This window comes from Mesorhizobium sp. J428, from assembly GCF_024699925.1.
In the GTDB taxonomy this organism is placed as follows: domain Bacteria; phylum Pseudomonadota; class Alphaproteobacteria; order Rhizobiales; family Rhizobiaceae; genus Mesorhizobium_A.
Window position 1 is genome coordinate 801980 of record NZ_JAJOMX010000001.1, and the last position, 23878, is coordinate 825857.

General features: G+C 63.4%; 17 protein-coding genes and 2 pseudogenes. 6 read left to right on the forward strand and 13 right to left on the reverse strand.

Going from position 1 to position 23878, the window contains the following annotated elements; all coding sequences use genetic code 11:
• Positions 1-5 precede the first annotated feature (5 nt).
• The 5 genes and pseudogenes from LRS09_RS04160 (at position 6) to LRS09_RS04180 (ending at position 5634) form a co-directional block, all read left to right on the forward strand.
• A complete protein-coding gene (locus LRS09_RS04160; RefSeq protein WP_257804441.1) occupies positions 6-2810 on the forward strand; it encodes a hypothetical protein in 2805 nt (934 codons plus the stop codon).
• 16 nt (positions 2811-2826) lie between these two features.
• The gene (locus LRS09_RS04165) at positions 2827-3642 is read left to right on the forward strand and encodes a hypothetical protein (RefSeq protein ID WP_257804442.1); all 816 of its coding nucleotides are present in this window, start codon (positions 2827-2829) and stop codon (positions 3640-3642) included.
• Positions 3643-4205: 563 nt separating this feature from the next.
• A pseudogene (locus tag LRS09_RS04170) lies at positions 4206-5017 on the forward strand (DNA adenine methylase).
• Positions 5014-5367, forward strand: coding sequence for a hypothetical protein (locus tag LRS09_RS04175; protein ID WP_257804443.1), 354 nt, complete (start codon positions 5014-5016; stop codon positions 5365-5367). Before LRS09_RS04170 ends, LRS09_RS04175 begins: the two are co-directional and overlap by 4 nt.
• Before the next feature lie 141 nt (positions 5368-5508).
• The gene (locus tag LRS09_RS04180; RefSeq protein WP_257804444.1) at positions 5509-5634 is read left to right on the forward strand and encodes a hypothetical protein; all 126 of its coding nucleotides are present in this window, start codon (positions 5509-5511) and stop codon (positions 5632-5634) included.
• Between the two features lie 587 nt (positions 5635-6221).
• On the opposite strand, the gene LRS09_RS04185 is transcribed toward LRS09_RS04180, so the two are convergent.
• The 8 genes and pseudogenes from LRS09_RS04185 to glpD form a co-directional block, all read right to left on the reverse strand.
• Positions 6222-7946, reverse strand: a complete 1725-nt coding sequence (locus LRS09_RS04185; protein WP_257804445.1) for an ABC transporter substrate-binding protein — start codon at positions 7944-7946, stop codon at positions 6222-6224.
• A gap of 77 nt (positions 7947-8023) precedes the next feature.
• Positions 8024-8428: a DUF2160 domain-containing protein gene (locus LRS09_RS04190; RefSeq protein WP_257804446.1), complete on the reverse strand. Its 405-nt coding sequence runs from the start codon at positions 8426-8428 to the stop codon at positions 8024-8026.
• Between the two features lie 21 nt (positions 8429-8449).
• The gene (locus LRS09_RS04195) at positions 8450-8773 is read right to left on the reverse strand and encodes a hypothetical protein (RefSeq protein ID WP_257804447.1); all 324 of its coding nucleotides are present in this window, start codon (positions 8771-8773) and stop codon (positions 8450-8452) included.
• Positions 8773-9591: a carbohydrate ABC transporter permease gene (locus LRS09_RS04200; RefSeq protein ID WP_257810115.1), complete on the reverse strand. Its 819-nt coding sequence runs from the start codon at positions 9589-9591 to the stop codon at positions 8773-8775. Before LRS09_RS04200 ends, LRS09_RS04195 begins: the two co-directional genes overlap by 1 nt.
• Positions 9592-9673: 82 nt before the next feature.
• Positions 9674-10549 carry a carbohydrate ABC transporter permease gene (locus LRS09_RS04205; RefSeq protein ID WP_257804448.1) on the reverse strand — a complete coding sequence of 292 codons (876 nt, stop codon included), beginning with the start codon at positions 10547-10549 and terminating at the stop codon, positions 9674-9676.
• 2 nt (positions 10550-10551) lie between these two features.
• Positions 10552-11616 (reverse strand): ABC transporter ATP-binding protein, encoded by a 1065-nt coding sequence (locus tag LRS09_RS04210; protein ID WP_257804449.1) that lies wholly within the window; start codon positions 11614-11616, stop codon positions 10552-10554.
• A complete protein-coding gene (locus LRS09_RS04215; protein WP_257804450.1) occupies positions 11617-12699 on the reverse strand; it encodes an ABC transporter ATP-binding protein in 1083 nt (360 codons plus the stop codon).
• Positions 12700-12738: 39 nt separating this feature from the next.
• Positions 12739-14292: pseudogene (glpD, locus tag LRS09_RS04220) on the reverse strand (glycerol-3-phosphate dehydrogenase).
• Between the two features lie 889 nt (positions 14293-15181).
• Here glpD and LRS09_RS04225 point away from each other — a divergent pair.
• Entirely contained in the window at positions 15182-15628 is a 447-nt protein-coding gene (locus LRS09_RS04225) for a hypothetical protein (protein WP_257804451.1), read from the forward strand.
• Positions 15629-16100: 472 nt separating this feature from the next.
• On the opposite strand, the gene LRS09_RS04230 is transcribed toward LRS09_RS04225, so the two are convergent.
• Genes LRS09_RS04230 through bcsA form a run of 5 tightly spaced genes read right to left on the reverse strand, consistent with a single transcriptional unit; the run spans position 16101 to position 23821 of the window.
• A complete protein-coding gene (locus LRS09_RS04230; RefSeq protein WP_257804453.1) occupies positions 16101-16541 on the reverse strand; it encodes a hypothetical protein in 441 nt (146 codons plus the stop codon).
• Complete coding sequence (locus LRS09_RS04235; RefSeq protein ID WP_257804454.1) at positions 16541-18292, reverse strand: hypothetical protein; 1752 nt, start codon at positions 18290-18292, stop codon at positions 16541-16543. The genes LRS09_RS04230 and LRS09_RS04235 overlap by 1 nt, the downstream gene beginning before the upstream one ends.
• Entirely contained in the window at positions 18280-19320 is a 1041-nt protein-coding gene (locus tag LRS09_RS04240; protein ID WP_257804456.1) for a glycosyl hydrolase family 8, read from the reverse strand. The genes LRS09_RS04235 and LRS09_RS04240 overlap by 13 nt, the downstream gene beginning before the upstream one ends.
• Entirely contained in the window at positions 19317-21635 is a 2319-nt protein-coding gene (locus LRS09_RS04245) for a cellulose biosynthesis cyclic di-GMP-binding regulatory protein BcsB (RefSeq protein ID WP_257804457.1), read from the reverse strand. Before LRS09_RS04245 ends, LRS09_RS04240 begins: the two co-directional genes overlap by 4 nt.
• Entirely contained in the window at positions 21632-23821 is a 2190-nt protein-coding gene (bcsA, locus tag LRS09_RS04250; RefSeq protein ID WP_257804458.1) for a UDP-forming cellulose synthase catalytic subunit, read from the reverse strand. Before bcsA ends, LRS09_RS04245 begins: the two co-directional genes overlap by 4 nt.
• Positions 23822-23878: the final 57 nt, after the last annotated feature.

Below are 23878 nucleotides of genomic sequence, written 5' to 3' on the forward strand. Positions count from 1 at the left end.
AATACATGCCCGAAGGAACGATATCGATCGATCTACCTCCGTCCGACACGCTCGCGGAAGTAATCGGCAACGTCGCCGGCGTGCCCAATACGGTTCGCCAGAGCTTCGAAAAGCTCTCGCAGCAGCTCGCCAGCACCGGGCCTCTTGCTCAAAAGATCGCGGCCGTCTCCGCTGGCGTTCAAAGGCGGCTTAGCCCTGCGGCGCTCGCAACGACCGGCGATGTCGTGCTGACCGGTGAACAGACGATCGACGGGACGCTCACCAGCGCGACGCGCGTGGCTGTGTGGAAACAGTCGGCGGGCGCAACAATCACCTATGCGGACGGCTCGACGAACTCTCCCGAGAACGGCGTTTACGACACGGCGGCGGGTGCGTGGAGCCGTGCGGCGGATGCAAACATGGCCGCGGAACTTGCGAACGCGGCCATTTACGTCTCGGGCGGGACTGATAATGGCGGGGTCACGCTCTTCTTCGGGATCGCCGATGACGACGAGCTAGGAACCGACCCTTGCCTGGTCGTGCAGATCGACGCGAACGACAGCGTTGTGGATCTGGATGACCGTGTCTCCTCCGCCGAGGACGAGATCGAAGCCGCGCGCGGCGGCGAAGCTGATCTCGCAGCGGCGATTGGCCTGAAGGCAGACGCCACTGCCCTCGCTGACCTTGCAGCAGAAGTTGACCTGAAGGCAAACGCCGATGCCGTGGTCAACAAGAGCGGCAACGAGACGATCGCCGGTATCAAGACGTTCAGCTCTCCGCCGGTCGTGCCGGGCGATTCGTTCTCGATCGCCGCGACGAACGGGCTTCAGGCTGCACTGGATGGGAAAGCGAGCAACACGGCGCTGGCGGGCGAGATCGCCCGGGCGACTAACGCCGAGGCCGCGCTTGCGCTGGTGAAGGCCAACATTGCTTCGCCGACATTTACCGGCACGCCTAATGCGCCGACCCCTGCCGATACGGAGAGTGGAACGAGGGTGCCGACCACACTCTATGTGACGCGCAAGCAGCGGCTTTTGGGGAGCACGCGGCCCGTCGACACGCCGTTCTATTCCGACGGAAAGCTGGTGCTGGAGACGGACGCCGCAGGCGCCACGCACTTCATCGATCCGGTGACGGGCCACCGCTCGATGCGCAACCTGGTGCTCGACGGCGGCCGCGGCCCGGCACAGAACGGCATTCTGCCCGTCGCCTTCGACCGAACCGGCAACGTCATCTCCGGCTACTCGGACGGCGACTACATCCAGTTCCACCCGGAGCGCTTCGCGGGCGTCGTCGTCCAGGGCGACCACAACAAGATCTCGCAGCTGTGGTGGATCGAAGACAATCACCATCGCGGGGCGCAGATCAAGCGCCAGCTCACCTATTCGCAGCACGGAGTGACGGGCTATCGCTGGGTCAAGTATCCGGACATGGCTGCCGGCGAGCCCGGCATCGTCATCGCAGAATTCAACGATCATGACCTGATCCGCGACCGCCACAAGAGCCGCCGCGTGCATGTGCACCCGAGCGCGCCGACGGAAGTGCCGACCAAGATCGTCATGGTCGTGGTCAACTCGCAGTCGAATGGCGTCGGTGCGGGTCCGACCAATGCCGCGTTCCCTGGCATCGGGAACAATGCACAGACCACGCGCAAAGCCATGCCGCTGCGCCGGCTCGTCCACTCCGCCACCGGAGCGCAGCTCTACAACAAGCTGCTGATGTTCAACGGTGGCGTTATCCCGCATCAGGACGGCGCCACCGGCCCCATCGCCGCGCTCGACGCGGCACAGATCGCCAGTCTTCAGCCGCTGGTCGAGGGCACGAATGCGGTCGCGACGAACCGCGAGACGTTCCTCGGTGCGCTGGCGCATCACCTCAACGGTCCGAACGGCTACGACGGTTCAGCCTACATCATCGCCGCGACGCTCGGGGTCGGAGGAACCGGGTGGAAGGATCTGTTCTACGATGTTGACGATGTCGGAGCGGAGAGGCAGCAGGCATACCTCAACTGCCTGATCGCCATCGAGCGGGCGCAGGTTCTCGCGACGAACGTCGGCCTGCCGCTGGAGGTGCACTTCGTCGTCGACCAGGGCGAGAACGACATGGCGGCGGGCATCAGCACCTACCAGGCCCTGATCGAGGAGTGGCTGCCGATCATGCAGGCCGATGTCGAGGCCATCACCTCGCAGGCCGTCACGCCGCAGCTGTTTCTGGCGCAGACCATGTGGGCGCGTGGCACGGAGAACAGGCCGGCAGACAGTTCGCTCGCACAGGTCAACGCGGCCATCGCCAATGCCGACGTCCATATCCTGCCGCCCGCCTACTTCGCGGATTACAACGGCGATACCGCGCACTATCCGGGCTGCGAGCACCAGTGGCGCGGCGCGCTCTACGGCGAGGTGATGGCCGACTGGCTGATCCGGGGCAAAAATTCGGCGCTCTACGCCACGGCCGCCACCTACTCCGGGGCGACCATGCAGGCGACATTCACGCATCCGCTTCAGCGTGACAACGATACGATCGTGCCGCCCACGGCAGGAGGTATCTCGCACAACAACTCGGCCGGAACGACTGTCTCGCTTTCGGCCGTGCGTCTGAACCAGGCCGATCCGACCAAGCTCGATCTCGCCTTCGGGGCTTCCGTTCCGGGTGGCGCCGCGGAGACGTTCCGTGTCGGTCATGGCGCCCAGGTATCGACGAACGCGCTTGGCTTCGACGTTGGACTCCGCTCCGTCTGGCGGAGATCGGACTGGGAGCGGTACTCGATGCTCGACGGGCGGCCACTCTACATATTCGCCAATCTCCAGGAAATCGTCGCTCCAGCGGCGTAACAGAAAGGACAATCCCGTGACCGGCTCGATCCCGAAAATCCCTTTTGCTCTCCCCCATATCCCTGCGCGACCGGCGTTCACGGTCCCAGGGGCCGAAGGGCGTATGCTCGACTTCGAAGACATCGAACTCTGGATACAGCCCGATCTTGGAAATGTGCGGACCGGGGCGGGCAATTATCTGTCGATCACGGGACGCAAGGGCTGGCGGGCGCAGAGCAACGACGCCAAGATCGCCCTCGGGACCGGGATGGCAAACGCGATCCCGACGATCAATATGGCGGCAGGCGTGACGACATTGGGAAAGCTGCCGCTGCATGTGCCGGGATACATCATAAGCGGCAGCTACTTTGTCGCCGTCCTGTTCAGATGGGCATCGACGGCGGTGTTCGATGCGACGGTCTATCGCTTCATGTCGGCCGGGATCACGGGCGGCGCGGATGTGGAGTTCTACTCGACTTCTAACCGGTTGGTGCTGCGTCACACCGATGCGCTGTCGCAAACGGCTGTCCTGACGATGGCCGCCAACACCAGCTATCTGGTCTGGGCGTCCTACGATGCCGCCCTCAATCAGGCAAAGGTAGGTATCAATTCGGCATCGGCGACTGCGTGGTCCACGAATGCGCTCACGGGGGCCGGAGGAGCTGGGCGCGAGATCGTCATCGGTTCCGTTCTGAACGCCGAAAAGACACAGGGATCGCAGCCGCTGCTTGGCGAGGTGCGGGGGTTCTGGGCCGGTCGCACACCATGGGTCGCACCGGAAACTGACACGGTGCGGGAGGCCTTCCTGCGCGAAATCGCTTCGCTTTACCCCGACGACATCACATTGTCCTGATCGCGGCATTGCTTGGACAGGCTCGGCGCGAACATCTGCTCGATCGAGCCGGCGCGCGGTCGGCACTGCTCCGGTGCCCGGCGCGCAGCCGGCGAGGCAAAGGGCAAAGAGGATCAGAATTCGCATGGCACTCCCCGGCTTGGGATCGGGGAGTTGGAAAGCCGCTGACGCAACCGCTTACGCCTTCGGGCCGAAGCCCTGTTGTATAGCGCAAGCCTCCCCGAACCGAAGCCGGGTCGGTGAAAACGCTCCCCGGATGCACCGGAGAGCGTTGCGGTCCCTCGGACCGTTCGTCAGCGGGGTTTCCACGCCCCAGCGCGCCGTTTGAACGCGCCAGGGCGGAATCTAGTCGCGGCGGCTCTCCGCTGCAAGGAAGGAAAGACGAAACAGCCGGGCGCAGCCGGCACATGTGGATGACCACGGATGGCCCGGAGTTTGCTCCGGGCAGCGGGACCGCCGCCAAGCTGATACCCGCCCGACAGCCAGATCACATACCTGTCGCACCCGCTGCCCACGGAAGACCGTGAGCCAGACGAGCGTGACCGATTCCTGGACACCCTTAAATGCCCGTTGAAAGCGAATTCACACCTGTTTCATCGACACACCCGCCGGCGCCTTATATCGGCGGCAAACGCAGGCTCGCGGCCGAGCTGGTGCGCCGCATCGCGGCGGTGCCCCATCGGACGTACGCGGAGCCGTTCGTCGGAATGGGAGGCGTCTTCTTCCGCCGCGATCGCAGGCCGCCGGCCGAGGTGATCAATGACCGCAACGGCGAAGTGGCAAACCTTTTCCGAATCCTGCAGCGCCACTATCCGCAATTCATCGAGACTCTGCGCTTCCAGATCTCCGGGCGGAAGGAATTCGAGCGGCTGAAGGCCTCGGACCCGTCCACGCTGACCGATCTCGAGCGCGCCGGCCGATTCCTCTATCTCCAGCGGACAGCCTTTGGCGGCAAGGTGGCCGGGCAGAATTTCGGCGTCGATCCTTATGCCGGCGGCGGCTTCAACCTCACCCGGCTGGTACGGTACTCGAGGGCGTTCACGAGCGGCTCGCCGGCGTCGTGATCGAGTGCCTGGACTGGCAGGGGTTCATCCGCCGCTATGATCGGCCTGGCACGCTCTTCTACCTAGATCCGCCCTATTGGGGCTCGGAGGGCGACTATGGGAAGACGCTTTTCGACCGGTCGCAGTTCGCGCTCCTGGCCGAGGTGCTGCGCGGGATCAAGGGGCGGTTCATCCTGTCGATCAACGACCGGCCGGAGGTGCGGGAGGTATTCGCGGGCTTCGAGGCCGACGGCGCGGAACTGCTTTACTCGGTGTCGGAAGGCAAGCCGGTCGAGGCGAAGGAACTGATCATCAGCGGGCCTGCGCAATGAGTGGACATCAGCAGACCCAGCCGGGCGTCAGCGCCTTGACGCTCCTCGGCCGGCGCTCCATTTCTGTGCCCATGTCCTCAACCCGGCTGGAAACCATAGGCGATCTCGTCGATGGCGGCTACTCGCTGCACTACCTGTGCTGGTGCGGCCGACACGGCTGGCTGGACCTTGAGGGTATCGCCGAGGGCTTTGGCCGCGATATCCGCTACCTGCACGACAACCTAACGCGCCGTCTGTCGTGCGTAGCCTGCAAGCGGAAGGGCCAGATCACGTATCGGCTACACGGACCATTGACGGATGGAACGCCCGTCAGCCGGGAGCGGCCTCGGATGCTCTATGGGGCGGGCTGAGCCGTTTCGCTCGTGGTGCCATTTGAACTTGCGCACCGCGCCATTTGATTTTGCGCGCTACAAGACGGCGTTTACTTGGACCGGTTCTGACGGTCGGCCTGTTCTCACAGGCTGGCTTTGCGGAAACGATGCCGCATTCCGATGCCGCTGCGAGGCCAGCAGTCCGGCTTTGGGCAGATCGTCTCCGGGCTCGTCAATGGCGCGCTGGGGCTGAAAGAAGACGTGCCGGCCGAGATGGCCGAGCCGTCAGCTTACAGGCGGACCTGAGTGGGTGATGCATCTCTGCGGGAAACACCGGGATGCATTTCCGTTCCAATGGATCTTGCTTCGAACAGGCCGACTAGAATGGGGCCGTTAGCGGGTAGTCCGCTTTTGGGCATTGAGAACCCAATAGCCCTTGAGCAATTGCCGGATCACAACGGCGATGTACGCAAAGATACACATTTCTCCCAGTGGCCAATATGCCAATGAAGACATAGCGACTGCGCCCGTTATGGGGAAGGCGGATCCGGGCATCCGAGTTGATCCTAGCGACCCGGCTTTGGCGCGGCGAAATAAGTTACCACCAATGTCAGGACGGTTGGGCTCCCGGCAACGACGCCGGCCGTGCGGTACCGGCCGTGCAGAGGGCGACCGTACCTGCCCAGCCGACCGACGAAAACTCTTCGGTGAAAGTAGCTATCCACGATAAAGTCTGGCGACGATGAAATTGCCGCATCTGTCCGCGAAACCAGAGCTGGATCATGGTCGCCGAGATTGCCGCTAGTGTCGAGCCGGCTGCCAGAATCAAAGAGTGTCGGGGCGAAACCATCGCGAAAGGGAGGCGGCCAAGCCGCCTCCCTCGCAAGTTCGACTTACTTCTGCCAGCTCTTGACCAATTCGTCGTAGCTGACGGTCTGTCCCTGGTCCTTCTCGTTCTCGATCTTGAGCTGCGGCGCGAGGTTGCCCTTCTTGACTGCGTCCGCGTTCCAGTAGGCGAGATCGTGCTCTTCGGCGAGCTTCGGGCCGATATCGCCCTGGACGCCTGCACGCTCGAGACGCGCCAGCACCGCTTCCTGTTCGGCGCAGAGCGAGTCCATCGCTTCCTGTGCCGTCTTTGCGCCAGACGACGCATCGCCGATCGCCTGCCACCAGAGCTGAGCCAGCTTCGGATAGTCAGGAACGTTCGTGCCCGTCGGCGACCACTGCACGCGGGCCGGCGAGCGATAGAACTCGATCAGGCCGCCGAGCTTCGGAGCGCGATCCGTGAAGCTCTTGTGCTGGATCGTGCTCTCGCGGATCAAGGTCAGGCCGACATGGCTCTTCTTGACGTCCACCGTCTTGGAAACCACGAACTGCGCGTAGAGCCATGCGGCCTTGGCGCGATCGTCGGGCGTCGACTTAAGCAGCGTCCAGGACCCGACGTCTTGATAGCCGAGCTTCATGCCGTCCTTCCAGTAGACGCCGTGCGGCGACGGAGCGAAACGCCATTTCGGCGTGCCATCCGCGTTCACCACCGGCAGGCCCTCCTTCACGAAGTCCGCCGTGAAGGCTGTGTAGGTGAACATCTGCTGCGCAATCATGCCCTGCGACGGAACCGGACCGGATTCGCCAAACGTCATGCCCTGCGCCTCCGGCGGAGCATAGGCCTTCATCCAGTCCAGATACTTCTGGATGGAGTAGACGGATGCCGGGCCGTTGGTGTCACCGCCGCGCGCGACGCAGGAGCCGACAGGACGCGAGTTCTCGTCGACCTTGATGCCCCATTCGTCGACCGGGAGACCGTTTGGCAGGCCCTTATCGCCGTTGCCGGCCATTGACAGCCACGCATCGGTGAAGCGCCAGCCGAGCGACGGATCCTTTTTGCCGTAGTCCATGTGGCCGAAGACCTTCTTGCCGTCGATCTCGCGGCCGGTGAAGAACTCGGCGATGTCCTCATAAGCCGACCAATTGACCGGAACACCGAGATCGTAGCCGCACTTGGCCTTGAAGTCGGCCTTGTTCTTCTCGTCGTTGAACCAGTCATAGCGGAACCAGTAGAGGTTCGCGAACTGCTGGTCGGGCAGTTGATAGAGATTTCCGTCCGGCGCGGTGGTGAACTTCGTGCCGATGAAGTCGGCGATATCGAGGTTTGGATTGGTGACGTCCTTGCCGGCGTTGGCCATCCAATCGGTCAGGTTGCGGGCCTGCTGGTAGCGCCAATGGGTGCCAATCAGATCGGAATCGTTGACGTAGGCATCATAGACGTTCTCACCCGACTGCATCTGCGTCTGCAGTTTTTCGACGACGTCACCCTCACCGATCAGATCATGGGTAATCTTGATGCCGGTGATGTCGCTGAATGCCTTGGCAAGCGTCTTCGACTCATATTCGTGGGTCGTGATGGTTTCCGAAACGACCTTGATGTCCATGCCTACGAAGGGCTTCGCAGCATCGATGAACCACTGCATTTCGGCTTCCTGCGCAGCGCGGTCGAGCGTCGACATGTCGCCGATCTCCGCATCGAGGAAGGCTTTCGCTTCGTCCATTCCGGCTTGGGCGTTGCCTGCTGCCAGGAGCAGGACAAGCACCGAGGTAGATGTTACAAGCTGCCGTCGCATGAGTTTCCTCCCTTATGAGTGTTTACGACTGTGATCGGAGCGGTCGCCGGCATGCGGCCGCTCCACCGTTTTTCCCTCTAGACGTAGCGGAATACGCCAACCGCGTAGACCAACGAGAGAGCGAGAGCCCACCATAGGTTCGGCCCGACGAGGCCGAGCCATGCGAGGTGGATGAAGGCGCTGCCGAGCAGCGATAGAAAGAGACGATCCCCCCGGGTCGTTTCGAAACGCAGGACCCCGACGCGTGGATTGCCGCCGGGCGAGGCGTATTCCCAGACCGCCATCAGCGAGAGCAGAAGGAAGATCGTCAGGAAGAACAGGGCGGTGGGGAACGTCCAAGCCATCCACCCTGCCCCCAGCGACCCGAACCAGTCGCGCGTGCCGTCCTTGACGGGCACGAGGGTGGTCAGCCCGAACACGGCCGCCGCGTAGACGGCAAGCACGATGGCGAGGGGGATCTGCCAGTGGCGGGTGGCGGTCATGTGCTTTCTCCCGCAGTTCGCTCACCCTTGGAGGACGGCTCCAGCGTTGCGGCAGCCAACACCGAGCAGACGCCAGCGAGATGGGCATAACGCATGCCAAGGCGTCCCGAGAGCTGACAGAGACTCGGCATCGACGACTTCGGATCGCAGGTCGGCAAGATCGTCTTCCACGTCGGAGAGGACGACATTAGGCTTGTCGACCAGGAACATGTCGGCAGGAAACACCGACCAATAGGTCGGCTGGTCGATCTCCACCGAGTCGATTCCTGATGCCGATATCTTGTCGAAGATACCTATGGCGAGCTGGCGCACTTCCTCGATCATGATCGCCTGTCGACCGCTCATCACACCCTCCCCAGGGCAAAGCCCTTGGCGATGTAGTTGCGAACGAACCAGATCACGAGCGCACCCGGAATGATGGTGAGCACGCCGGCCGCCGCCAACACACCCCAGTCGAGGCCCGATGCGGACACCGTGCGGGTCATCGTCGCCGCAATGGGCTTGGCGTCGGTGGTCGTAAGCGTGCGCGCGATCAACAGCTCCACCCACGAGAACATGAAGCAGAAAAAGGCGGCGACGCCGATGCCGCTCGCCACCAGCGGCATGAAGATTTTCACGAAGAAGCGCGGGAACGAATATCCGTCGATGTAGGCGGTCTCGTCGATTTCCTTCGGGACGCCGGACATGAAGCCTTCGAGGATCCACACCGCCAGCGGCACGTTGAACAGGCAATGCGCCAGCGCCACCGCGATATGCGTGTCGATCAGCCCGAATGCCGAGTAGAGCTGGAAGAACGGCAGGGCGAACACCGCCGGCGGCGCCATCCGGTTTGTCAGCAACCAGAAGAACAGGTGCTTGTCGCCGAGGAACCGGTAGCGCGAGAAGGCGTAGGCAGCGGGCAGCGCGACGGAGATCGAGATCACCGTGTTCAGCACCACGTAAGTGATCGAGTTGATGTAGCCATTATACCAGGACGGGTCGGTGAAGATCACCATGTAGTTCCGGAGCGTCGGGTTCTGCGGCCACAGCGAGAAGGTGCCAACGATCTCCGTGTTGGTCTTGAAGCTCATGTTCACGAGCCAGTAGATCGGCAGCATCAGGAAGATGATGTAGAGCGTTGGCACCAGCCACCAGAACGGCACGGTATCCCCTCGCCTGCGCATGGCGCGGGCGACCGAATCCTGGCCGGCACCGGCCGGCGCGTTTGCTACGGCCATGTCGCGCGCGGCCGCGCTGGTCTGCGGCTCAGCCATCGTTCCGCTCCGCGCCATAGTTGGTCATGACGGTGTAGAACACCCAGGACAGCAGCAGCACGATCAGGAAGTAGATGATCGACATCGCCGCCGCCGGGCCGAGGTCGAACTGGCCGACTGCCATCTTCACGAGGTCGATCGACAGGAACGTCGTCGAATTGCCCGGCCCGCCGCCGGTTACGACGAATGGTTCCGTATAGATCATAAAGCTGTCCATGAACCTCAGCAGCACCGCGATCAGCAGCACGCGGTTCATCTTCGGCAGCTGGATGTAGCGGAAGATCGCCCAGCGCGATGCGCCGTCAATCTTGGCGGCCTGGTAGTAGGCGTCGGGGATCGAGACGAGGCCGGCATAGCAGAGCAGCACGACGAGGCTCGTCCAGTGCCAGACATCCATGATGATGACGGTGAACCACGCATCGAAGGAATCGTTGACGTAGTTGTAGTCCCACCCGAGCCCGTTCAGCACGTAGCCCAGCAGGCCGATGTCGACGCGGCCGAACACCTGCCAGATGGTGCCGACGACGTTCCAGGGGATGAGCAGGGGCAATGCCATCAGCACCAGGCACACCGGCACACCCCAGCCTGAGCGCGGCATGTTGAGCGCGATAAAAATGCCGAGCGGGATTTCGATGGCGAGAATGACGCCCGAGAAGATCAGGTTGCGCCCCATCGCTTCCCAGAAGCGGTCGGACGTCAGCATGTCCTCGAACCATTCGGTGCCGGCCCAGAAGAAGACGTTGTTGCCGAACGTGTCCTGCACCGAATAATTGACCACGGTCATCAGCGGGATCACCGCCGAGAACGCCACCAGCAGCAGCACCGGCGCGACCATGAACCAGGCTCTGTTGTTCCAGGTTTTATCCATGGTCAGACCTCCATCCGCCAGGAATCGGCGTAGAGATTGATGCCGGCCGGGTCGAACGTCACCCTTGGCTCCGCTGGCACGCTCTCGTCTTCGCCGAGAATGGCGACGAGGTCTTTCCCTTCGAATGTCGTGCGCACGATCTTGTGGCGCCCGATATCCTCGACCTTGGTGACGGAGACCGGCATGCCGGTCGACCCGAGCCGCACGAATTCCGGCCTGATGCCGAGTTCGATATTGCCTTGCGGTTGCGACTTCGGCACGGACGGCAGCTCGATGCGCTGGGCGCCGATCCGCGCGCCATTGCCTTCGATCGCCGCCGGCAGGACATTCATGCCCGGCGAGCCGATGAAATAGCCGACGAAGGTGTGCTTCGGCCGGTTGAACAGCTCGGCCGGCGTGCCGATCTGCACGATCCCGCCGTCATACATCACGACAACCTGGTCGGCGAAAGTCAGCGCCTCCGTCTGGTCGTGCGTGACATAGACCATGGTGTAGCCAAAGCGGTGGTGCAGCTGTTTCAACTGTGAGCGCAGCACCCACTTCATGTGCGGGTCGATCACCGTCAGCGGCTCGTCGAAAAGGATCGCGTTGACGTCCGAGCGCACCAGCCCGCGGCCAAGCGAGATCTTCTGCTTCTGGTCGGCGGTGAGGCCCCTCGCCTTGCGCTTCGACCATTTCTCCAGGTCGATCATGGCGATGATCTCGCGCACCTTGCGGTTGACATCGGCCTCGGGCACACCGCGATTTCGTAATGGAAACGCCAGGTTGTCATAAACCGTCATCGTGTCGTAGATCACCGGGAACTGGAACACCTGCGCAATGTTGCGCTCCTGCGTCGACAGGTTCGTCACGTCGCGGCCGTCGAACTTCAGCGCCCCATGCGATGGGTTGAGCAGTCCGGAGATGATGTTGAGCAGCGTGGTCTTGCCGCAGCCGGACGGACCCAGCAGCGCATAGGCGCCGCCGTCTTCGAAGGTGTGATGCACCTCGCGCAGCGCGTAGTCCTTCTCGGACTTCGGGTTCGCGCCGTAGGCGTGGCGGATGTGGTCGAGTTCGATCCGTGCCATCTATGCCGCCATTGTCTGGGTTGACGTCATCGAGCGGCCGGCGTCGTCGAACACCAACACGTGGCGATGGTCGATGAACACATCGACCCGGTCGTCCGGCTTGAAGGTCTGGATTCCCGCGGCCAGCATTACCCAGCGCGCGTCGGCGAAATCGAGGTGGACGAAGCTTTCCGAGCCGGTGATCTCGGTCACTGTCACTCGCGCCGTCACCGACACCGCGTCGCGGTTCGGCCTGGTGACAGAAAGATGGTGGGGCTGGAAGCCGATAGTGTAACGCCCGTCGGCAATCCCCGCGACATCCGCAGGCACCGGGAGGTTTACCCCACCATCAAGCAGGAAATTCGCGCCGCGCTTTTCCAGTGCGATCGTATTCAACGGCGGATCGGCAAAGGTCCGCGCCGTGATCAGGTCGACCGGCCTGCGGAACACCTCGATCGTCGGTCCGAACTGCGTCACGCGCCCTTCCGACAGCGCCGTCGTGTTGCCGCCGAGCAGCAGCGCCTCGTGCGGTTCGGTTGTCGCATAGACGAAGATCGCGCCGGTCTCGGCGAAGATTTTCGGCAATTCGGCCCGCAGTTCCTCGCGCAGCTTGTAGTCGAGATTGGCAAGTGGTTCGTCGAGCAGAACCAGCCCCGCCTTCTTGACGATCGCCCGCGCCAGTGCGGTGCGCTGCTGCTGCCCGCCGGACAGATTGAGCGGCGTCCGGTCGAGATAAGGCGTCAGCTTGAGAAGGTCGGCAGCCCGCCTCACCTCGCCATCAATGATCGAGCGTTCGGCCCCGGCGACGCGCAGCGGCGAGGCGATGTTTTCGTAGACGGTCATCGCGGGGTAATTGATGAACTGCTGGTAGACCATCGCGACATTGCGCTTCTGGACTGGCACTCCGGTGACATCCCGGCCGTCGAAGAACACCGCGCCACTGGTCGGCCTGTCGAGGCCCGCCATCAGCCGCATCAAGCTGGTTTTGCCAGACAGCGTTGGCCCAAGCAGCACATTGAGCGAACCGTGCCGAAGCGTCAGCGATACGTCGCGGATGTGCTCCGCGCCGCTGACCACCTTCGAGACGTTCCTCAATTCCAGCATTGCTCCTCCCAAAGCGCCGCGTCTGGCTGGTGTTCTATTCTATGCCGCTTCCGTCCGTGCCCCACCTGCAACGTCGCGCAGGTACCCCTCCAGCACACGCGCCTCCTCAGGAGAGAGCCTAAGCCCGCGCTTTGTCCTGCGCCAGAGAACATCTTCCGCCGTGACAGCCCATTCATTGCGGATCAGGTAAAGCACTTCGGCCTCATAGAGATCCGCGCCAAACTTCTTGCCCAGGTCGGTTGCCGACTTCGCGCTTCCCAACACCTGCCGCGCGCGCGTGCCGTAGAGGCGCACCAGCCGCCGCGCGTGTGCATGCTCGAGGAAAGGGTAGCCGGACTTCAGCTTTTCCACCTCGTCCTCGAAGCCCGTCGGCGCGAAATCGCCTCCGGGAAGCACAGCATCGTGCGTCCAGGAGCGGCCCTTCTTGCCAAGATGCTTCTCGATCTTCTGCAGCATCGATTCCGACAGCCGGCGATAAGTCGTGATCTTTCCGCCAAAGATGTTGACGATCGGCGCTGAGCCGTTGCCACCCTCATCCTTCAGCACATAGTCGCGCGTCGCCTCCTGCGCCTTGGAAGCGCCGTCGTCATAGAGCGGTCGCACGGCCGAATAGGTCCAGACGATGTCCTCGCGCGTCACGGCTTGTGTGAAATATTCGCTGGCCGCGGCGCAGAGATAGTCGATCTCGGCATCGCTGATCGAAACGACATGCGGATCGCCGTAGAAATCCTGGTCGGTTGTCCCAATCAATGTGAACTCTTCTTCGTAGGGGATCGCGAAGATGATCCGCCTATCCTTGTTCTGGAAGAAATAGGCGCGCGGATCGTCGAACTTCTTTTTACGACGATATGGCTGCCCTGCACGAGGCGCACATTGTGCACGTCATTCTGGCCAACCGCGCCCGACAGGACATTGTCGACCCACGGCCCAGCTGCGTTGACAAGTAGCCGCGCCTTGACCTTTTCGGTCTTCCCGCTACGCAGATCTTCCAGCCCGATAGACCAAAGGTCGCTCTCCCGCCGCGCACTCACCACCTTCGTGCGCGTCCGGATCACCGCGCCCCTGTCAGCGGCGTCTCGCGCGTTCAGCATGACCAGCCTGGCGTCGTTGACCCAGCCGTCCGAATACTCAAATGCTTTGGAAAACAGCGGCTTCAACGGCTTGCCGGCCGCATCCTGCCGCATGTCGAGTACGTGTCGCCGGTAGCATCTTACGCCCGCCGATATGGTCGTACAGAAAAAGCCCCAATCGGATCAGCCATGCCGGCCGGATGCCCTTTGCATAAGGGAGCACGAAGCGCATCGGCCGGATGATGTGCGGCGCGTTCTGCCACAGGACCTCGCGCTCCATCAGCGCTTCGCGCACCAACCTGAACTCGTAATGTTCGAGATAGCGTAGCCCGCCATGGATAAGCTTGGTCGAGCCGGACGACGTCCCGCTTGCAAGGTCGTTCATCTCCGCAAGGAAAACGGAATAGCCGCGACCCACGGCGTCACGCGCCACGCCGCATCCATTGATGCCGCCTCCGATGACGAAAATGTCATGGATCGCGTTGTCCACGCCGCTCCCTCTTTGCTTTCGCACCCGCAGCATTTTTGCCTTGATCGAAAGTGAGGCGGATTATTTCGCAATAATATCGAATGTCAAACGAAAACGCGCGGCAATGCTCGCGGAGACTCCGATATGGGCCCGCCGACGACGTGCCATGACGCTCTATCGTCACCCCGGTTCTAACGCGACAGGCGCGGTATGCCCTTGGGCCGGAGCTGCCGCTTCTGCGCTGCGATGCGATCGACGTAGGCATCATGAGCCGAGATTCGTTGTCGGCTTTAGAAATTCTGCTAGCTGTCGTCGTCGCGGCTTGAGCACGAAATACATCGCATGCGATGTTGCATCTGTTCTGAAGATTGCACATCGGAGATTGTCGTTTTTGAGAATCAATTAGACATTAGGTTGCAGCGACAAGAGGCGCCAAATGAAAGTCGGCAGTGCGCGGAATTCGCGCCATGGCTTCGCTGTCCGACTGGCGAAGGATGGGTGATATGTCGGAGCTGAGGACCTGAGACCTTCTCTCCTAGGCTATCGAGATTTTCGGTAGTTCGGGCTTCCTCGGCCTATCACGCCACCATGGATCTCCTTCTCTAGGTCTACGCCGTTTACGTGCACTGTTCCATCTTCGGGGAAGAGTAAATGTTGCAAGAGCAAATCGCAGATCGCCTTCTACCTATCCCATCACTGTAGAGTTAGGATAGTTCCCCATTGAAAACATGTATCCAAACGCTGGATGCGCCGTTGAATTCTTGTTCAGCGACATAATCAAAAGAGAGCTCGCCAGCGCTTTTTTCCCGACTAATGGATACACGGCAACTTCAGCATTTTCGGCCCGGGTAAGCCAGATTGTCTGATACGTACACACTTGACGAATTCCGCAGGTGCCGTAAGGTAAGGTCGTCAAATGACATCATGTTAGGAGGACAAATAGATGGACTTCTCTAGAGTATTGGTTGCCGCTACTGCATTGATTGTGTTCAATATACCCAGCTACGCTGCCGAGAGGAGATTAGGCGCCGGCCTGAATACGCCAACTGCCGCTGATCTGAGCCCGCAAGGGTTCGGTGGCGCGACGCGCGGCTCGGCGCAACTGTTCGCCGTCGTCAACGGCGCTGACGGCTCGCGTGCCCGTGGCAAGGGCGATGCGGGGACTCCTGGTGGTGCAAAGCTTGGCGTCGGAACTTATGATATTCGGTTCTCGCGAGATATCACTGACTGTTCGTTCACCGGAAACATAGGGGGCACCGGCTTTGACAGCCCCTTCGGCTTTGTTTCTTTCACCAAGCGCTCAGGCGCGGGCAATGGCGTGTTTGTCCAGACGCGTAACCAGACCGGCGCTTTGGCTGATCTGAACTTCCATCTCTACGTCGATTGTTAATCGGCGGCACGACTATCTGTCCGGGGGGAAAAATCCTCCCGGACACTCCTGTTAAGACCGCCTATACTGCGGTTGCCATCGCCCGGTCTGCAGCGTTAACTGCAACATGCAGTTGGCAAGAGAATCGGTGCCCGGCGTGAACCCAAAACTCTCGCAGTCGGATCTGGCCTCCGAGTGCTTATCCGCGTAGACGAGTTCTGTGGCGAAAACCAACAACGATGCAGTGATGATGAAGGAAAGCAGATAGTTCAACATACGCATGTTGGTTTCTCCTCGCTATCTAACTAAATCAGTCGGATATATTGAGACGAAAATCCATCTTATCAGATGAAATTACCTTTAGGGATTCTCCCCAGCTGAGGCAGTCCCTCGCTTTCTACAGATAGTGTGCAGTCCACAATAATACGGAGCACGCCGCAAAGCCGAACATGCAGATAGCCGAGCGGCTTCCCGTCAACTTCACCCCGGTTCCTCACCGCTGGGATGCGTTCTCGTTCACGGCGGCGAGGCCTTTGAGTGCGTCGCGGCTGCCGGTGCCGGCGGCGGCTTCGAATATGCGGCGGGCATCTTCGCGGCGGTTGAGGTTGAGGTAGGCGTAGCCGCGCAGCACCATCAGGTCGATCCGCTCTGGGGCGATCTGCGCGCGCTGGTCGAGCGCGATCAGGGCCTCGATATAGCGGCCGTTCTCGAACGCGCCGAGCGCGCGTTCCGCCAGGATGCTCGACTGCAGTTCGGCCACCCGGCGCCGCTGCTGCGGCGCCTTCGCGGCTGCGACCGCAGCGTCGTCGACGAGGCCGGCGCGCAGATAAGCAAGGCTCTGGCCATAGGCCGCGTCGCTGCGGGCCTGGCCGTCCGTCGTCGCCAGGGCGCGTTCGAAGGCAGCGGCCGCTTCCAGGGGCCGGTTCGCGTCCATCAGGCACCAGCCGCGGTCGAGCGCGCCCTGCGCCGAGAGCGTCGACGGATGGATCGTGTCGGCGCAGCCGCGCGGGCGGCTCGCCGCATGCCCGGCGCGGCCGCGCTCTCGCTCACCGCATTGTTCCGGGGCGCTGCGAGAACAGGGGCGGTCTCGACCGCAACGGATTGCGTCGACGGGGAGGCAGCAGGCGTCTCCACCGCGACAGAAGTCGGTGCGCCGCCGGCCGGCTGGCCGCGCGTCCGCTCACCCACGGCGAGGATGCGCTCGGAACGTCCGCGCCAGATACGCTTGAGCTCGGCCAGTGCCGCCGCATTGCCGAGCTGCTGGTACGTCAGCGCCAGCCCGTAGGCGGACGGTTCGTCGTCGGGGTTCCAGGACAGCGCGGTCGTGAACCATTTCCCGGCCGTTTCGAACTGGTTGAAGGCGCGCGCATACCAGCCGAACTGCTGCGCGGCGGCAACGTCGCGCGAGCTCGCGGCGGCCGCAGCCATGCGCTGCAGCACGTCGGGCGGCACGTCGACGCGCGGCTCGACCCCGAGCAGATTGGCGACCGCGGCGAGATAGGACGAGCGCGTCTCGTCATTGGCGTCGCGCCACGGGTAGAGGACGCTTTCGGCCTCCTCGAAAGCCTTGCGGGCGACGAGGACCAGGGAAAGGCCCTGCGAGGCCTCGGCGCTGTCCTCGATCCCCCGCGCCGCCCTGAACCACTTCTCGGCGGCCTCGCTCTGGCCGTGCCGCAGGTTGTACCACCCCAGGAGCAGGCTGTCGGATGCCTTCCCCTCGGCGGTCGCGAGCTTCTCGACCCGCGCCAGCTGTTCCGGCGAGGCGTCTACCGCCGGGTCCGCGCCGCCGGCCGCCACGCCCTTGCGCGCGAGATCGTCGCGCACGGGCGCGAACTCGCCGGCGCCCGCCGCGTCGAAGCGCTCGAGCGCCAAAAGCTCGTCGGCCATCTCCGAGGGCAGCAGCCGCACTGCATTCTGAGCCGTCGCCAGGCGTTCCTGCGTGTCGTCGCAATTGGTGAGGATGTAGCGGTAGGCGTCGCGCGCCCGGTTCGCCCGCTGCGTTTCTGCAAAGGCCTCGGCAACCCGCCAGAGCACGTCGACCTCGCTGCAGGTGAGCAGGCTCGGATTCCCGGAACCGATGCGGATCACCGTGTCGTATTGGTGAAGGTTGGAGGCGTTGACGAGCTGCTCGCGCGCCTCGGCGACGGCAAGCCGCTCCAAAAGGTCGGGCGGCGGCGTCCAGCCAGGTTCGTCCGTCCGGCGCTGCGCAATGGCGCGGCGCGCCTCGGCATATTTGCCGGCGGCATAGAGCGCCCAGACAGCCTCCAGCTTCTCGTCGACGTTGACAGGAACCGCAAGCGGATCGGCAGGCGGCGTCCAGTCGGGATAAAGCGCCTTGAGGCGGGCGATCTCGGCCTCCAGGCGCTTCGTGTCGCCCTGACGGGCGAAGTAACGCAGCGCCGACTCGTCCACCTTCGGCCGCTGGCCGGCCTGATCGGGTGGCGCCCCGGCGGGCGGCGGCACGGCAGAAGGGGCGGGCTGCGCCTGCGCGGTTTCCGCCGGCGGCATCTCCTGCTGCACCTCGATCACATCGTCGTCGGGAAGCTTGAGCCTATGCGGCGGGACGGTTCCGGTCGGGCGCGGATCCCATGGCGGCACGACGTCGTCGGCAATCGCATGAAAGCAGGTGCCGGCCCCAAGCAGGGCAGCGGCCGCCAGTCGGATCGCGCCTCTCACGGCAGGCATCGTCCGCCCCCGCTCCGCAGATGGGACAGGGCCAGGAGATGGAGGGTGGAGGGATAGTAGAGCGTGGGCGAGAAGCGCCGGAGTTCGTCGGGGATGGGCGCACCATCGACGACGCAGTCGATCAGCGCCGGCAGGATGCGGTAGCCCGGATCGTCCAGCCGGTCGCGCGCGCCACCACTGCTCAAATGCACAGTCGTGGGGGTCGTATCGGTCCCCGCCATTCCCTTGCGCAGCCTCCTCAAGACTTCCACCTGGTCCGTCCCGTCCCGAATAAGATAGAGCGGAATCCGCAGGGCATTATAGCCAAACTCGGCGGGAAAGCCTTCAGCCGATTTCAGTTCATCCCCAAGTGCAAGCCAGTCGGGCGGAAGCTGGCGGGGGCCGAGCTTGACGGCGCGGACCAGCCTGACCCCGTCGCGGCGAAGGCGCTGCCAGTCATAGGCCGGGGCCAGCGACGCCAGCACGGGAAAGGCCTCGAAGACCCAATAGGACAGGTTCACCACCGGGCCGTCCTTGCGGCCGTCGGCGTCGAACCCGGTCACACCCGGCCGCAGCAGCATCACGCCGCCATATTCGTAGACAACCGACCTGCCGATCGCCTCGGCGAGGCGCGCGGCCGTTGCGGTCAGGTCCGCCCGTTCCCAGCCCTTGCCGGCCAGCGCGAGCGCATAGGCGATCAGGATGTCGCCATCGGAGGCATTGTTGGGGTCCGTGACGTGCGGATTGGCATTCTCCTCCCAGCGCCATGCCGCCAGCCCGTCGTCGCGCAACAGGAGTTCCGTGCGGGTGAACGTCCAGATCTGGTCGAAATCGGCCATGTTTCCGGCGAGGTAGGCGAGGATGAGGCCATAGCCCTGGCCCTCGCTGTGCGAGATGCCTCCGTTGCCGTCGTCGACGACACGCCCGTCTGGCATCACGAAGCGCGCGCGATAGCTCTCCCACTCATCGGGCCGGACGGTCGGCTCCGCGGCCGCGGCAAGAGAGGTGGTGAACATCGCGATCGCCGCTGCCCAGAGCCAGCGCCTCACCGCCGCCTCCCGAGACGACTCAGCAGGAACGTCGTTGTCGCGCCGAGCACGACGCAGGCGAGGATGAGGGCAAGGGAGTAGGATAGGATATTCGCCGAAAGCCAGTTGGCGGCGATGAGCCGGTAGTTCCAGATCGACGGCGGCACCGTTTCGACGAATTCGAACTGCCCGACCGGCACCGTGTCGACCTCGCGCGTCGCGGGGTTGAACGAGGTAATGTGACCGGACAGCTCGTCCCAGTTGCGAAGATCGGTGAACGCCACGAGGTTTGCGCGCAGGGCTGCCGCATCGGGCGCGACGATCACCGTCCATGTTCCCGACCCCGCCGGATTGCTGCTTTGTGCGACCACGAGGCCCGACGTGGGTGGCGGCACATAGGCCCCCTCCTCCTCCGGCGCGAAGCGCAGCATGTCGGAGGTGATGTTGAAGGTGCGCTGCAACCATTCGCGGAAGTCGCGCCAGGTGCTGCCGAACCAGGACCCCGTGACCTGCTTGCGCCACTCGTCGAGCGTCGGTCCGGCTGGAGCCGGACTCCCCGATGCACCTGCCTCCCAGTCGGCATCGCTTTCGACGGAAACGCCAACCTGCTGGAGTATCTGCTGCGGAATGTCGGCCGCGCCGCCCATGATAATCGCATTGCGCATGCCGAGTCCGTCCTGCGACGCGACGAATTCGATCGGCAGGATACGGCCGGCTGATCTTGCCATGCGCGCAAGCAGCGTCGCGAGGCCCGAAAGCCCGTCATCCGTCGTGCGGTCCACCATGACGGCAATTGGATCCGCCGAGCGGCCGTAGGGGAAGCTCGTGCCCGAGAGTGCCGACAGGTTGGGACGCTGCGCGATACGTGCGAAAGTCGGCATGTCGAAGCGGGAGGTGTCGAAGAGCGCAAAGCGCGGCGTATCGTTTGCCGCCGTACCGGGGCTGCACACCTCGTCGGCCGCCGTGCGCAGATCCGCCTCGAGGACAATGCGGTTCAGGCCGGGCTGGATATGCTGCATGGTAAAGTTGATGGGGAAGCGGTTGAGCACCGCACCCTGCGTGGCCGTGATCGGCATCGAGGCCGCGACGCTGCCGTTGACATACACATTGATGAGGCTGCCGGGCTCGACCTGGTCGGAATAGGCCGCGTCCAGCAGGATACGCGCCTCGCCATAGGCTTCGGCATAGAAGTCGGCGGGCACGCCGAACTCGAACTCGGCCGTATAGCGGCGGCCGGAGAACTGCTCGGAACGCAACCCCATGTCGGCGAACGGCACCTGCTTTCCGGCAAAAATCATCGGCGCGTTGGGCGTACGCCACGCTTCGGTCACGAAGACGTCCCGCTGCACGTCCAGCGACCTGTCGACCGGTGCGGCAAGGCTGTCGAGGGCCGCACTCCACTGCGCCCTGTCGCGGCCACTGACGAGGTAGACCGGCGCTTGCCCCTCGCTTGGCGGCGCGAAGGCGCTGAAAGCGCCTTCGATTGCGGGCAGCGCATATCCAAAGGAGGAGAGCTCCTCGGCCGTCCCGAGCAGCACAACCAGGTCTGCCGCGGACTGGCCAGGCGGGCGGGAACTCACGCTGATCTCGATGTCCGGCGTGTTGATATGCCGCGCAAGCGCCTGGGAAAGCCGCATGAGATCGTTGGCGATATCGAGGCGCGCCAGGGCCGGGGCGACAATCGCAACGCGAACCTTGCCTGCGGCATCTCCGCCGACCGCGGAAAGCTCCTCGGCGGTCGCGAGTTCGGCGGCGGCCGGATCCTCAAACGAGAGGTAGGTCCCGCTCGCCGCGATTTCGGTCCACAGTTCGTAGGTCGATTCGATTGTGCAGTCCGTCCGGTGGCGGTGGCGGGCCGAGAAGCCGATCTCGTTGCGCCCGGCGCGCAGCACACCGGCCGGAATCGCAACCTCTCTGCTGACGACCCCATCGGGCGCTGAGACCTGTTCCTCGTGGATCGCGGTTCCGTTCACGACGAGGCTCAATTTGGAACTTTCAGGCGCGACGACGACGGCGTTCTGGTAGCCGAAGGTCAGTGTCGCGGGCGACGCGGCCTGACGGGGGGAAAGGTAGATCGCCCAGGTGCTGCGGGCCTGCTCGCCGGCAAGGGTCAGCTTGGCGTCGGGCAGCAGGAAACGCCTGAACCGGGCCGGCTCCGCCGGCGCCTCAGGCTGGGCGGGCGGCGGCGCGGCCTCTTCGTCCGGCCGAACCGCCGGATCGTCGGCCGGCGCCGACGGCGTCGGGCGCTCCGGGCTCATGTCGAACGGTGCGTTTTCCTGCGCCGGCGCGCCGGAGGCGAAAGCCAGCATCAGCGCGGCGACCAGCACTGCCCTCATCTGGATGCCTCCGTGCTCCGCGCCTCGTCCTTGTCGCCCCGGGCGCTCCGGAAGAAATAGACGAGGCCGCGATAGGTCTGGAACATCGCCAGCCGCAGGAACCAGATCGTCCCCATCAGGACGCCGGGATTGCGCCGCCGCGCGCTCTGGAACTGCGTCCACTGATCCGCGCTGGCGAAGACGAGATCGGCGACGTAGCGGTGATGGTCCGCTACCGAGCGGATATATCTGCAGCCGATGGCGAGCCCGTCCGCAGATCGCTGCGAGTTGCGGATTTCCACTGGCAGAATCGCGGTGCCCGCGCCGGACAGCATCTCGAACCGAATGTTGACCTCGCCATCGCCCAAAGCATCGAGAGCGTCGCCGCGATACACCTTGATCCGCGCCCCGTTGACCGAGACGTCCTCGATCGTTCCCGGATACCAGATGCCGTCCCGCCCAAGCTCGCAGCGCCGCTTGATCTTGATCCGGCGCGTCGCGGCCCGCTCCCGCTTCTCCGACACCACGCCGAGCGCACAGCCCGCCATGATGAGGTTCAAGAGGTTCCACCCTCCGACGACCAGCGTGACATCGGCCTTGTAGGGCTCGGCATAGACCCGCCAGGCCGCGACCAGCGTTGCGACCGTCAGGAGAGCGAAGATCACGAAGAACGGCCGGCTGAGCTCCGAGAGCCGGCTGACCGCTACGGATTCGTCCTTGGCCGTCACCTTGAACGTCGGCTTGCGCGGATTGAGCATCACCGAAATGACGGCCGGTAGAAGGTGGACCGATTGGATGTATTCGTAGAGTTCCGAAATCCACGGCCAGCGGAAACTGCCGTAGAGATAGTTCTGCATCATCAGGTTCACGATCATGTAGCTGAACGTGTAGGCGAGGAACTCGCCGCCCGAGGCCGTGAAGATCTGCAGGTCGAAGAAGAGATAGAACAGCGGCGCAAGAAGGAAGATGGTACGCGGGAAGGGAAACAGCCAGAACAGCGTCGAGGACATGTAGCAGAGGCGCTGGGGGAAGCTCAGCCCGCGCTTGAGGAGCGGGAAGCGGAACCGCAGGATCTGCATCATGCCCTGCGCCCAACGGCTGCGCTGTCCGATGAAGCTCGCGAAAGTCGTCGGCTGGAGGCCGGCGATCAGCGGTTTGTCGACATAGACGCTGTTCCAGCCCCGTGAATGCAGCTCGATCGCCGTCTCGCAGTCCTCGGTGATCGAGATACCCGAGAAGCCGTTCGATTCCATCAGCGCGGCGCGGCGCAGGACCGCCGCCGAGCCGCAGAAGAAGGCGCCGTTCCACTTGTCGAGGCCGCGCTGGATGATGCCGTAGAACATCTCGTTCTCGGACGGCATCTTCTCGAACGTCCTCAGATTCCTTTCGAGGGGATCGGGATTGAGGAAGAAGTGGGGTGTCTGCACGAGGAACAGTCGCGGGTCGTCATTGAAGTATCCGACCGTCTCCCGCAGAAAACTGCGCGTCGGCGCGTGGTCGGCATCGAAGACGGCGATCAGCTCGCCTTGTGAATGGGCGAGACCGTTGTTCATGTTGCCGGCCTTGGCGTGCTCGTTGCGTTCGCGCGTGAGATAGCGGGCGCCGAGGTCGGTGCAAAGTTGCTGCAGCAAGGTGTGCCGCTCGAGCGCCGTCTCGGCCTCCACGACATGGGCGGCGCTGCGCTTCTGCACCGTTCCGCCGTCGTCGAGCAGCCAGACGGTGAACTTGTCGGCGGGATAGTCCATCGCAAGCGCCGCCGCGATCGTGTCGGCCAGAAGCTGCGGGTCCTCGTTGTAGCTGGGCACGAAGACATCGACGGTCGGCAGGTTGGATTCGTCAGTCACGATCTTCGGCGGCCGCGACCGCAAGGGCTTGGCGACGATGAACAGGCTCAGCCCGAGCATGAACACGCTGTACATCTCGGCGAGGTAGAGCAGCAGCCCGGGAATGAAGTTCTCAAGCTGGCTCACGGGCGGCAGCGTGCTCGTCGTGCGCCAATAGGCGTAACGAAGGACGATGGCGGTTCCAAGCGCCAGAGCGACGAGACGCCAGTTGCCTTCGGCCCGCAGCAGCTTGAGGATCATCATCAGCACGAGCACGACAGTGCCGGCGATCAGATGCGTCTGGAGGTTGATCGGCAGCGACACGATCAGAAGGACCAGCGCCGCCGAAAGGGCCCAGACCAGGACAAGGAGAAACTTGCTCATCTCGACCGTACCCGACCAAACGGTTTCGTGTCGCGTGACTGCCCCTCAAGTCCGCGC